The following is a 12,916-nucleotide window of genomic DNA, read 5'->3' on the forward strand; positions in this document are numbered from 1 at the left end:
CCTGTCCCGGCGTCGACACCGTTTGATGCGTTTGTCCTCTCACAATAGACCGATCATTTTCAGGAGACCCCATGTCCAAGCTGCCCCCCGTTCTGGCGAACCTGCCATTTCCTGCGATCGCATCGCCCTTGTTCATCATCAGCAATCCCAAGTTGGTGATCGAGCAGTGCAAGGCCGGTATCGTAGGTTCCATGCCCGCTTTGAATGCACGTCCTGCAGCGCAACTCGAAGAGTGGTTGATTGAAATCACAGAAGCACTGGCCGCCTACAACAAGGCCAACCCCGACAAACCTGCTGCGCCCTTTGCGATCAACCAGATCGTGCACAAGAGCAACGACCGCCTGGAGCACGACATGGCCATGTGCGTGAAGTACAAGGTGCCGATCATCATCACCTCGCTGGGTGCGCGTGAAGAGATCAACCAGGCCGCTCACAGCTACGGCGGTGTGGTGCTGCACGACATCATCAACAACAAGTTTGCCCACAAGGCGATCGAAAAGGGCGCAGACGGCCTGATCGCCGTGGCCGCAGGTGCTGGCGGACATGCGGGCGTGAAAAGCCCCTTTGCCCTGATTCAGGAAATCCGCCAATGGTTTGACGGCCCGGTGGCCTTGTCGGGCTCGATCGCCACGGGTGACGCCATCTTGGCGGCGCAAGCCATGGGGGCAGACTTTGCCTACATCGGCTCGGCCTTCATCGCCACCCATGAGGCCCGTGCTGCCGAAGACTATAAAAAGGCCGTCGTGGACTGCGACTCCGACGATGTGGTCTACAGCAACCTGTTCACCGGCGTGCACGGCAACTACCTGGCGCCTTCCATCCGTGCCGCGGGTCTGGACCCTGACAACTTGCCCGAGTCTGATCCGAGCAAGATGAATTTTGGTGGCGATGCCAAAAAGGCCTGGAAAGACATCTGGGGCTGCGGCCAAGGCATCGGCGCCATCCATGCCGTGGTCAGTACCGCTGAGCGCGTGGCCCAATTCAAGCGCGAATACCAAGCTGCTCGCGCCCGTCTGGCGCTTTGATCTCTGCGCGGTCGATGCCCACGGTAGCCAGTCCTTTGCCTGCAAACGGGCGGGCTTGGCTGCTCGATGTTTTCAAAGCCTCTGGCTGTGTGCTCATCGTCGTGCACCATTTGGCTTTTTATGGACCCATGTCGGATGTGCTCATGCAGGTCTGGCCTGGTTTGATCGAATGGCTCTATGACCGTGCGCGCCTCGCGGTTCAAATGTTTTTGGTGTGCGGCGGATTTTTGACGGCAGCGAGCCTGGCCAAGCTCGACCACTTGAGCGCACGCAGCGCTGCTGCGCTGCTTTGGCGACGTTACTTGCGATTGTCACTGCCCTTGTTGGCGGCTTTGAGCGTCACGGTGCTGGTGTCTGAAATCATTCGTCCGGGCTTTCAACATGACTCGTTGTCGGCCTTGCCATCATGGCATCAGGCTCTGGCACATGTGGGCTTGGCCCAGCACGTGCTGGAGCTGGAGGCTTTGTCTGCAGGTGTCTGGTATGTGGCCATCGACTTCCAGTTGTACGCGCTGGCCTTGTTGTTGGTGGCCGTGAGCTCGAAGTTGGGGGCTGTTTACTCAGGCTTGTCGTCTGATGGGTGGCAGCGCTGTCTATGGACGGTGTTGGCCGCAGCATCGCTGTGGTGGTGGAGCGGTCAGGACAGCTTGGACAATTACGCGGTCTTCTTTTGCGGGGCTTATGGTCTGGGCTGGCTCGCGCATCATCTGCGTGTGCAAGCCTTCTCAGCCAAGGCTTGGGCGGTTTTGTTGTTGCTGGGTCTGGTGGCCTTGGCGCTGGATCCGCGCTGGCGTCTGGTCACGTGCTGGCTGGTTGCAGCCTTGCTGGCGGGGGCCCCAGTTTCTTGGTTTGAACCACGCCATATACCTGCAAGTTTGCAGCGCAGCGTCCAGTACCTTTCCCGAATTTCGTATTCCGTCTTCGTGATTCACTTTGGGGTGAGCCTGCTGGTCAATGCCGGGGTCACCACGTATTGGCCCGGCCAGATTTGGCCTAACGGTTTAGGGATGCTGGCCTCTTTGGGCTTGTCAATTGGCGCGGGTGCCGTGTTGTTCCATTTTGTCGAGCAGCCCAAACCCAATGTGCAGCGCTGGGCCATGTGGGTATTGATCTTCATGACCAGCGTCGCGCTGGCCATGCGAATCAACAATTTGGCTGCCTGATTCGTCAGCCAGAGCGCCGTCAAGCAGCGGCTTTGACCTTTTCGGTGATGTAGGCCAAGGCCTCTTCCACCTGGTCGATCAGGATCAGGCACAGGTCACCATCCTTCAGTCGGGCCAATGCCTTGTCGATGGCATTGAACTCACCCTGAATGTCTTCGACGTGGCTGGTGCGCTTGGCGCCTTGCAGACCTTCGCGCAGGAGCTTGAGCACCTCACCGTCGGCGCGGCCACGTTGGCAGGCGTCCTGGTAAAGCAGCACATCGTCGAAAGCCGCCCCCAGAATTTGGGTTTGGTCACGGATGTCCTGGTCGCGCCGGTCACCTGCGCCGCTGATCACCACCAGCCGTTTTTTGGCGGGCATGTTGTCCACCGCCTGCACCAGTGCCTGGATGGCATCGGGGTTGTGGCCGTAGTCGGCGATGAGGGTGGCGCCTTTGTAGTCAAAAATATTGAAGCGACCGGGCACGCCCTGGATGTCACTGATGAAGGTCGCCAGGCCTTGGGCGATCGCGTCCCAGGGCACGTTCACGGCCCAGGCGGCGGCCACAGCGGCCATCACGTTTTCGGTTTGGAAGCCGATCTGGCCCTGGCGGGTCAGCGGTACATTGGCCAAAGGGATGCGGAAAATTTGCTTGCCTTTTTGGGCCACGATGTCGCCGTCATCGGTGAAGACCACGCGCTTGCCTTGGGCTCGGTGGGCCGCCAGCACAGGCTGGTTGCCGTCGAGGGCAAAAAAGGTCACATCGCCGGGGCAATGGTGTGCCATGGACACCACGGCCGGATCGGCTGCATTGAGCACGGCAGTGCCGCTTTGCGCCACGTTGAGCACGATCACGCGCTTGAGCACCGACAGGTCTTCAAGCGTGGTGATGTAGTTCAAACCCAGGTGGTCGCCAGCGCCCATGTTGGTGACGATGGCCACCTGGCAGCGGTCAAAGGCCAAGCCTTCGCGCAGCAAGCCACCACGGGCGGTCTCGAACACAGCGGCATCCACATCGGGGTGCATCAACACATTGCGTGCACTGCGTGGGCCACTGCAGTCACCAGAATCGGTCTGGCGACCGTTGACGTACACGCCATCGGTGTTGGTCATGCCCACGCGCAGGCCCTGGGCCTTGAGCAGATGAGCAGTCAGACGCACGGTGGTGGTCTTGCCATTGGTGCCGGTCACGGCAATCACTGGCACGCGGCCGTTGTCTCCGTTGGGGTACATGTGGTCGATCACGGCCTTGCCCACGTCACGGCCCTTGCCATAAGAGGGGCTGATGTGCATGCGCAGTCCGGGGGCGGCATTGACTTCCACGATGCCGCCGTTTTGCTCTTCCAGAGGGCGCATGACGGATTCACACACCACGTCCACACCGCAGATGTCCAGGCCCACCATCTGGGCGGCCTCGATCACGCGGGCGGCCACTTCGGGGTGCACGTCGTCGGTCACATCGGTGGCTGTTCCGCCGGTCGACAGGTTGGCGTTGTTGCGCAAAATGACGCGACTGCCCTTGACGGGTACCGATTCGGGCTCCATGCCCTGCTCGCGCAGGCGGCCAATCGCGATGTCGTCAAAACGGATTTTGGTCAGCGATGTGGAGTGGCCTGTGCCCCGCCGTGGGTCGGCATTGACCTGGTCCACCAACTGGCGCACGGTGTGCTTGCCATCACCGACCACCAGTGGCGGTTCGCGGCGCGAAGCGGCCACCAGCTTGTTGCCCACCACCAGCAAACGGTAGTCGTGGCCGGGCAGGAATTTCTCGACCATGACCACGCCATAACGCACGGCGGTGGCATAGGCGGCATCGAAGGCTGTGCGGTCGGTGATGTTGACCGACACGCCTTTGCCCTGGTTGCCATCTTGGGGTTTGACCACGACGGGCAGACCGACTTCTTGGGCAACGGCCCAAGCTTCTTCGATGTTGTGAGCAGGACGGCCCATGGGCACCGGCACGCCAGCGGCATGCAGCAAGCTCTTGGTCAGGTCTTTGTCCTGGGCAATCGATTCCGCAATGGCGCTGGTGGAGTCGATTTCAGCAGCCTGGATGCGGCGCTGTTTGGCGCCCCAACCGAATTGCACCAGACTGCCATCGGTGAGGCGTCGAATGGGCACGCCTCGGGCGACGGCTGCATCTACGATGGCGCCAGTTGAGGGGCCCAGGCGCACATCTTCGTCGAGTTCATGAAGCTGGGCGATGGCCGCTTCCAGATCAAAACCCATGCCTGCGATGGCCGCTTTGCACAATTGTTCTGCCAATTCCAGGGCCTGTCGACCAACAGACTCTTCGGAGTATTCGATGACCACTTGGTACACGCCCGGCTCTTGCGTGGGCGTGGTCCGACTGAACGAGACTGGGCAGCCGGCCTGCGTTTGCAGACCGAGAGTCACTTTTTCAAGTGCATGGGCCATGGTGATGGTCTGGCCCGGGCGCAGGCTGTGAAAAGGCCCCACCTCTGGAAAAATGCGGCGCAATTGCTGCTCAACCGGGTGTTGAGGACTTAGCCCCTGCTCGTCAGTTGTGCAGGTGATGATGGCTTCAATGGCCGTGTGGCGGCTCCACAAGTTGGGGCCGCGCAGGGCGCGAATTCGGGACACTTCCATGGGTATGGGTTCCTGTTGTTCTTCTGGGGCCGCGTCAGGCGGCAGAGGTTTGGCCGTAGCTCTTGACGCCGGCACGGATCAAGTCGGCACCCATGTCCATGGCCCATGCGGCGCAAGCGGCAATCAGCATGTCACTTTGGCTGAGGGTGTCTGTTTTGAGCAGGCGAGCCACGGCCGGGCGCTGAATGGACAGCACGGCGTGCTCCTTGCTGCCTTCGGCCAGGATCAATTGCCCGTCACGCCAAAAGCCCACGCGACCACCTTCTGCGCGGTGCGCACTCAGTCGTGCTTCGAATTCGTCTGGGGCATACAGGATCACCCCACCGTCGCTGTACTGCGCCAGATCGGCGACCGCTTCGTCGGCCGCATTGAGCACGGCGTAACCGTTGCTCAGCACCAGGTCGATCTGGGTGCGGATGTAACTGGGCATTTTGTCGTCGGGGCCGGGGTACAGGTCTTCCAGGGGCGCAGCCTTGGGCATGCTGGTGACGATGCCAACTTGGCAGCGGTCGTAGGGCAGACCTTGGGTCAACAGACGGCGCGCATCGCTTTCAAACACCGCGGCTTGTACCGAGCGGTTGACCAGCAGGCGCTCGGCCTGCTCGAAGTCCATGGCTTTGCTTGTTTGCAGGCAGCGCTGGTTCATGTACAGGCCGTCCGCACAGGCCAAGCCCGTGTAAAGGCCCTGCAAGTGCAAGAGCCAGGCGATCAGCTTGGCACTGCGCGTGGTATCGCCATCGCCTATCAGTCCGACCAATGGAATGCGGCCATTTTCCTTGGAAGGAATGAGGTGCTCGGCGATGGCCTGGCCCACGGGGCGGGGCTGGCCCACAGCGGGGTTCAGGTGCATCAGCAAGCTGGGGCCTGCATTGACTTCGACCACCACGCCCTGGTCGCCCAAGGGCTGGCGGATGTCCGGGGTGACCACGTCCACGCCCGCAATGTCCAGGCCCACCATGCGGGCGGCCAGCACGGCTTGTGCAGCCACATCGGGGTGTACCACATCGGTCACGTCGGTGGTCATGTTGCCGGTGCGCTTGACCAGAACGGTCTGACCGGTTTCTGGCACGCTGTCGGGCGTCAGGCCTTGGCGAGCCAGCTCAAGCACTTCGGGGCTGTTCTCGCGCAGTTTGACCAGCTCGAGCGGCAAGCTGCCATCGCTGCCGCGACGGGGGTCTGCGTTGATTTGCAAGTCAACCAGTTCAAGTACCGTGTGTTGGCCGTCACCGATGACGCTGGCGGTTTCGCCTTGGCTGGCCGCCACCATCCGGTCGCCCACCACCAGCAGGCGGTGCTCGGAGCCGCGGATGAAACGCTCAACGATGACCTCGCTGCCTTGCTCCAAGGCGATGGCATAAGCGGCTTCGATGTCGGCTTGGCTGCTCAGGTCCAGCGATACACCGCGTGCGCGGTTGCCATCGCTGGGCTTGACGCACACGGGCAGACCGATCTCTTGTGCAGCTGCCCAGGCCGCAGCAGGGCTGTCCACCACCTGGCCTTCGGGCACGGGCACGCCGCACATGGCCAGCAGGTTCTTGGTCAGGTCCTTGTCTTTGGAAATGCCTTCGGCAATGGCGCTGGTGCGGTCGGTCTCGGCGGTCCAAATGCGGCGCTGGTTCACGCCGTGTCCCAGTTGTACCAAGTTGCCCGTGTTCAGACGGATGTAGGGTACGCGGCGCTCGTAAGCTGCCTCCACAATGCTGGCGGTGCTGGGTCCCACATACAGGCTGTCGACCAGGTCGGTCAGTTTGGCAATGGCGCTAGGCACGTCATAAGGGGTGTCGTGGATGGCGGCCAGAATCAACTCGCGTGCCATTTCCAGCGAGGTGCGGCCCACGGTTTCGTGGTCGGTGCGGATGACCACTTTGTAAACACCACGAGGCCCAGCTTCGCGGGCCTTGCCAAAGCTCATGGACATGCCGGCGCGGGTTTGCAGCTCCAAGCTGACGTGTTCAAGAATGTGACCCGCCCATGTCCCGTTGTCCAGGCGCTGAAAGAAACCGCCATAAACACCCGGTGTGCAGTAGTGTTCGATCATCTGGGGCAACCAAGCCTTGAGACGGTCGTTGAACCCGGGCAGTAAATTTGAAGGGAAGTCTTCCAGTTCACCGATATCGATCAGTGCTTCGATGACCGAGCGGTAAGTCCAGATGTTGGGCCCGCGCAAATAAGTCATGCGCAGGAATTGGATGTTTTTGGCGCTCATGGATGGGGGGTGCAGCGATACAATGATCGGCTGATCAGGTAGCGGCCAAAGTGTTGACAAGAAGCTCAGGATTCAAAAAATTCATGGGCAATTTTGTTGCAGTCTTTGGCCAAATCAATGGTTGTTTTTTTTGCGGCTCGCCCATTGGGCATGCCGGGCTATTAGCGGTTCACCTTCATGACTCCAACACTTTCTTCTGTCTTGCCGCGCTCGGTGGTTCCGGATGCGTGGCAGGCCGAGGTTTCTTCGCATCTTCAATCAGAAGAAAACGTTTCAGCCTGGTTGGAGGTTGACCTTGATGGCGAGCTGCTCTTTGCTAAAAATGTCATTATTTTGACCGATCGGCGGGTTTTATCGCCCGGTGATGCAGAAAAAAGTTGGCAAAGCTGGCCTTTGCAGCCCGATTTGAGCCTGAAACTGAGTGACCACGCGGGTGTGGGGACCTTGGAGCTGGCCCATCCTGGCGGTCGGCTGGGTGTCTGGCGCTTCACTTTGGGCCTGCAATCGACCGTAGCGCGCTGGGTCAGCCAGTTTGAAAACCAGATGGCACAGCTGGCAGGGGATGGCCGTCCCCTGCAAAAAGCCTTGGCGGTCTCGGTCTGCCCGGTGTGTCAGGCGGTCATGCGCGAGGACGATGACGAATGCCCCAGCTGCGGCCGCGAAGACCTGGCACCCCCATCCACCTGGACCCTGCTCAAGCTCTGGCGTTTTGCCAAGCCCTACAAGCGGTCCCTGCTGGGCGGTTTTGTCCTGACGCTGGCATCGACCGCGGCCACCTTGGTGCCGCCGTACCTGACCATGCCCTTGATGGACGACATCCTGATCCCTTACCAAAACGGTGCGCCGATCGATCCGTCTTTGGTGTCCATGTACCTGCTGGGCCTGCTCGGCGCCGCTTTGCTCGCCTGGGTCTTGGGCTGGGCCAAGACCTACATTCTGGCGCTGGTGTCCGAGCGCATCGGCGCGGACCTGCGCACCACCACTTATGAGCACCTGCTCAAGTTGTCCTTGGAATATTTCGGCGATCGCCGCACCGGCGACTTGATTGCCCGCATCGGCAACGAGACCGACCGCATCAACGTGTTCTTGTCCTTGCACCTGCTGGACTTTGCCACCGACGTGCTGATGATTGTGATGACGGCGGTCATTTTGTTCACCATCAACCCCACCTTGGCCATGGTCACCTTGTTGCCGCTGCCTTTCATTGGCTGGCTGATCCATGTGGTGCGCGAGCGCTTGCGCACCGGCTTCGAAAAGATCGACCGCGTCTGGGCCGAAGTGACCAATGTGCTGGCCGACACGATTCCCGGCATTCGCGTGGTCAAGGCCTTTGCTCAGGAAGACCGCGAAGCCACCCGATTCAAGGACGCCAACCGCCACAACCTGATGGTCAACGACCGCCTCAACCGTGTCTGGGCCTTGTTCTCGCCCACGGTCACGCTGATGACCGAAGTGGGCTTGCTGGTGGTCTGGGGCTTTGGCATCTGGCTGGTCTCGGACGACAAGATCACGGTGGGTGTACTGACCGCATTCCTGGCCTACATCGGCCGGTTTTACGGCCGTTTGGACACGATGAGCCGCATCGTCTCGCACACCCAAAAAGCCGCTTCGGGCGCCAAGCGCATCTTCGACATCCTGGACCACGTCTCCAGCGTGCCCGAGCCGGTGAACCCTTTGCCGCTGCCGCCCGTGCAAGGCCGCATCACGGTGCGCGACGCCGGTTTCCGCTACGGCAACCGCGCCGTCATCCGCCAGCTCAACCTCGACATCCAGCCCGGTCAGATGATCGGTCTGGTGGGCCACAGCGGCTCGGGCAAGAGCACGTTGGTCAACCTGATCTGCCGCTTTTATGACCTGACCGAAGGCGCGATCGAGCTCGATGGCACCGACATCCGCCAACTCAAAATTGCCGACTACCGCAGCCAGATCGGTTTGGTCTTGCAAGAGCCCTTCCTGTTCTTCGGCACGATTGCCGACAACATCGCCTACGGCAAACCCGGGGCGACCCGTGAAGACATCGTGGCCGCAGCCCGCGCAGCCCATGCCCATGAGTTCATCTTGCGCATGCCGCAGGGCTATGACTCGCTGGTGGGTGAGCGTGGTCAGGGCTTGTCGGGCGGTGAGCGCCAGCGCATCTCCATTGCGCGTGCCTTGTTGATCAACCCACGCATTTTGATTCTGGACGAAGCCACTTCGGCGGTGGACACCGAGACCGAAAAAGAAATCCAGCGAGCCCTGGACAACCTGGTGCGCGGCCGCACCACGATTGCCATTGCCCACCGTTTGTCGACCTTGCGCAAGGCTGACCGCCTGGTGGTCATGGACAAAGGCGTGGTCGTGGAGGAGGGCTCGCACGACCAACTGATCGAAGCGCAGGGTGCGTACTGGCGCCTTTATGAAGCGCAGCAGCGCCAGGCCGAAGCCGAAGCGGTTTTGGGCGGCAGCACAGAAGAACAAAAGGTGAGCGCATGAACGCATTCGAATTGCAACGCGATGCCTTTGGCCTCTGGGCCTTGGTCTTGGCCGACGGCACGCGCCATTCACCCGTGACGGCCATTCGCGCCTACCCCATCACAGACCCTGACGGTGGTGTGGCCCTCATGGACGCCGAAGGCCACGAACTGCTCTGGATCGACCAGCTGGCCCAATTGGCAACAGATGTGCGCAGCCAAGTCATGCAAGCACTGACGGAGCGCGAGTTTCTGCCGGTGATTGAAAAGCTCGAAGGCGTCAGCAGCTTTGCCACGCCCAGCACTTGGACGGTGGTGACCAACCGCGGCACTGCGCAGTTTCTGCTCAAAGGCGAGGAAGACATCCGCCGCCTGACCGGTACCGTGCTGCTGATCAACGACGCCGATGGCGTGCAGTACATGATCCGCGACCTGGCGGCCATGGACAAACACTCGCGCAAACTGCTCGACCGCTTCCTGTAGGTCGGAGCTTTAGCTCCGACATGCGTTTGAGCCCCCATGTCACCCCGGGCGAAGACCCGGGGTCCCTCTGCAGCTTCATGGATACCGGATCAAGTCCGGCATGACCATTTGTTGGCGGCTCGTCGGCACCTTCAGGTCCGACAGGGGTGGTTTGGACGAAGGCGGCATGTCGGGGCTGAAGCCGCCGACCTGCAAGGGGCAAGTTCTATGCGCTCTTGTTACAGCGGCCAGACCGAGCCCTGTTCGGGCACGAGCGCTCGCCACTTGATCTCGTGCTCGATGCGCTGGCGCAGCATGTCGGACGCTTCGCGCTCGCCGTGCACCACAAAGACTTGCCCGGGGGCACTGGGCATTTTGTGCAACCAACTGAGCAATTGGTTGGCATCGGCATGGGCCGAAGCCGATTCGATCTGCATCACTTCCGCCCGCACCGCCACATCCTGCGCATGGATGCGGATGGTGTGGCTACCACCGGCCAGCCAAGCGCCGCGTGTGCCCGGTGCTTGGTAGCCCGTCAAGATGATCATGTTGCGGTGATCGCCCGCGTACTGCGCCAAGTGGTGCAGCACGCGCCCACCGGTGGCCATGCCGCTGGCCGCCAGGATGACCATGGGGCCATGCCGCTTGGCCAGAGACTTCGATTGCTCGGGCGTCTCCAGCATGGTGGCCACATGGTCCATGTGGCGCACTTCCTGCTCGCTCAGTCGGTGCTCGCCCGGGTGTTTTGAAAACAATGCGGTGGTGTGGATGGCCATGGGGCTGTCCAGAAAAATCGGCAAACCGTGCGGGATCTCACCAGCGGCTTTGAGCTGCGCAATCGTGTGCAGCACCGCTTGTGCGCGCCCGACGGCAAACACGGGCACCACCGCCACACCGCCCCGTGCGGCCAGCTTGTGCAGCAAGGGGCCGAGTTCAGCGAACAGTTTTTCTTTGGGGTGCTGGCGATCGCCATAGGTGGACTCGATCAGCACGGTGTCCGCTTGTGGTGGGGGCTCGGGCGGGTTCATCAGTGGATCGTCGGGGCGCCCCAAGTCGCCCGAGAACAAGATGCGCCGACCGGCCACATCCAGCAGCAAGCTCGCCGCACCGAGGATGTGCCCGGCGGGTTGGAAGCGGGCTTTCCAGCCTTGGATGGGCTCGAACCATTGGCCTTGGCGCTCGGCGTGCAATTGCTTGAGGCTGTTGATCGCTTCCTGCTTGGTGTACAGGGGCAGGGCGGGCGCGTGCTTGGAAAAGCCATGCCGGTTGGCAAAGAAAGCGTCTTCTTCTTGAATGTGGCCACTGTCGGGCAGCAAGATGGCCGCCAGGTCGCAGGTGCCTGCAGTGGCATGCACCCGACCTTGGAAGCCGTTTTTGACCAGCAGTGGCAAATACCCGCTGTGGTCCAAGTGCGCGTGGGTCAGCACCACCGCGTTGATCTGGCTGGGCGCTACCGGCAGTGGGCCCCAGTTGCGCAGGCGCAGTTGTTTGTAGCCCTGAAACAGACCGCAATCGACCAGCAGGCGCTTTCCTTTGTGCTCGACCAGGTATTTGGAGCCGGTGACGGTGTCGGCTCCGCCGAGGAAGGTGATGGTGGCGCTCATGCTTGGCATGGTGGCCGCAAAAGAGCAAAGGCTGTTTGACCTGAGTCAAACAGCCTTTGTGCGGGCACAGCGTGGGGTGAGGGTCATGGATCCCGGCTCGGAGGCCGGGATGACAAACGCAATGGACAGCGTGTTGGGATGTCGACTTGGTTTGTCACCCCGGACTTGATCCGGGGTCCATCCCTTGCAGTTTGAATGCGCGGATCACCCGCCGAAAAAGCCCTTGAGCTTGTCGGTCCAGCCTTCACCGGAGGGCTGGTGTTTGCCGCCGCCTTTTTGGATCGAGTCCTCGAACTCCTTGAGCAGCTTTTTCTGGTGCTCGGTGAGTTTGACCGGGGTCTCGACGGTGATGTGGCAATACAAATCGCCGGGGTAGCTGCCGCGCACGCCCTTGATGCCTTTGCCGCGGATGCGGAACTGCTTGCCGGTTTGCGTGCCTTCGGGGATGTCAATCGCCGCTTTGCCGCCCAGTGTGGGCACTTCGATCTCGCCACCCAAAGCGGCTTTGCTGAAGCTGATTGGCACCGCGCAATGCAGGTCGTCGCCGTCGCGCTCGAAAATCGAATGCTTCTTGAGGCGGATCTCGATGAACAGGTCGCCAGGTGGGCCACCATTCGTACCCGGCTCGCCGTTGCCCGCGCTGCGGATGCGCATGCCGTCGTCGATACCGGCCGGGATTTTGACTTCCAGCGTCTTTTGTTTTTTGATCTTGCCCTGGCCGTGGCAGCTGGTGCAGGGCTCGGGGATGATCTTGCCGGTGCCTCGGCAATGCGGGCAGGTTTGCTGGACGCTGAAAAAGCCCTGGCGCATCTGCACCTGACCTTGCCCGTGGCAGGTGGAACAGGTCTTGGCGCTGGTGCCGGGTTTGGCGCCGCTGCCGTGACAAGTGTCGCACTCGTCCCAGCCGGGGATGCGCAGCTGCGAGTCCTTGCCGTTGGCCGCTTCTTCAAGCGTGATCTCCATCGCGTAGCTCAGGTCGGCCCCGCGGAAGACCTGACGGCCACCGCCACGGCCACCACGCCCTTGGCCACCAAAGATGTCGCCAAAGATGTCGCCAAACGCATCACCGAAGCCACCACCAAAGCCTTCGGCACCCCCACGCATATTGGGGTCCACACCGGCGTGGCCGTGCTGGTCGTAGGCCGCACGTTTTTGCGGGTCCGACAGCATCTCGTAGGCCTCTTTGACCTCTTTGAACTTGGCTTCGGCGTCCTTGGCTGCGTCGCCCTGATTGCGGTCAGGGTGGAACTTCATCGCCAGCTTGCGATAGGACTTCTTGATGTCTTCGTCCGAGGCGTTTTTGGCAACGCCCAGCACTTCGTAAAAATCTCGTTTGGCCATGTGGGAATCAAACCGTTAGAACAAGAACGCCGCGAAGGCGATTCAGTCACCTGAATCAGCTTGCGCGGCGGGACT

8 protein-coding genes are annotated in these 12,916 nt (G+C 61.2%); 4 read left to right on the plus strand and 4 right to left on the minus strand.

The annotated features are described in order from the left end of the window. Nucleotides 1–71 precede the first annotated feature (71 nt). Nucleotides 72–1,025 carry a nitronate monooxygenase family protein gene (locus B9Z43_RS13745; RefSeq protein WP_108326524.1) on the plus strand — a complete coding sequence of 318 codons (954 nt, stop codon included), beginning with the start codon at nt 72–74 and terminating at the stop codon, nt 1,023–1,025. Nucleotides 1,026–1,039: 14 nt separating this feature from the next. Continuing rightward, nucleotides 1,040–2,188, plus strand: a complete 1,149-nt coding sequence (locus B9Z43_RS13750) for an acyltransferase family protein (RefSeq protein ID WP_108326525.1) — start codon at nt 1,040–1,042, stop codon at nt 2,186–2,188. A 19-nt stretch (nt 2,189–2,207) separates the two neighbouring features. Here B9Z43_RS13750 and cphA (B9Z43_RS13755) read toward each other — a convergent pair whose 3' ends face one another. Next, entirely contained in the window at nt 2,208–4,778 is a 2,571-nt protein-coding gene (gene cphA / locus B9Z43_RS13755) for a cyanophycin synthetase (protein WP_108326526.1), read from the minus strand. A 34-nt stretch (nt 4,779–4,812) separates the two neighbouring features. After that, nucleotides 4,813–6,984 carry a cyanophycin synthetase gene (gene cphA, locus B9Z43_RS13760; protein WP_108326527.1) on the minus strand — a complete coding sequence of 724 codons (2,172 nt, stop codon included), beginning with the start codon at nt 6,982–6,984 and terminating at the stop codon, nt 4,813–4,815. A gap of 177 nt (nt 6,985–7,161) precedes the next feature. On the opposite strand from cphA (B9Z43_RS13760), the gene B9Z43_RS13765 reads away from it, so the two are divergent. Both B9Z43_RS13765 and B9Z43_RS13770 read left to right on the plus strand, forming a co-directional pair. Further along, entirely contained in the window at nt 7,162–9,456 is a 2,295-nt protein-coding gene (locus tag B9Z43_RS13765) for an ABC transporter ATP-binding protein (protein WP_108326528.1), read from the plus strand. After that, on the plus strand, nt 9,453–9,917 hold the full coding sequence (locus tag B9Z43_RS13770; protein ID WP_108326529.1) for a DUF1854 domain-containing protein: 465 nt from the start codon (nt 9,453–9,455) through the stop codon (nt 9,915–9,917). The genes B9Z43_RS13765 and B9Z43_RS13770 overlap by 4 nt, the downstream gene beginning before the upstream one ends. Nucleotides 9,918–10,135: 218 nt before the next feature. Here B9Z43_RS13770 and B9Z43_RS13775 read toward each other — a convergent pair whose 3' ends face one another. Together B9Z43_RS13775 and dnaJ are read right to left on the minus strand one after the other, a co-directional pair. Continuing rightward, entirely contained in the window at nt 10,136–11,500 is a 1,365-nt protein-coding gene (locus tag B9Z43_RS13775; RefSeq protein ID WP_108326530.1) for an MBL fold metallo-hydrolase RNA specificity domain-containing protein, read from the minus strand. A gap of 204 nt (nt 11,501–11,704) precedes the next feature. After that, entirely contained in the window at nt 11,705–12,841 is a 1,137-nt protein-coding gene (gene dnaJ / locus B9Z43_RS13780) for a molecular chaperone DnaJ (protein ID WP_108326531.1), read from the minus strand. Nucleotides 12,842–12,916: the final 75 nt, after the last annotated feature.

The sequence above is a fragment of the Limnohabitans sp. MMS-10A-192 genome (assembly GCF_003063335.1).
Classification (GTDB): Bacteria; Pseudomonadota; Gammaproteobacteria; order Burkholderiales; family Burkholderiaceae_C; genus Limnohabitans_A.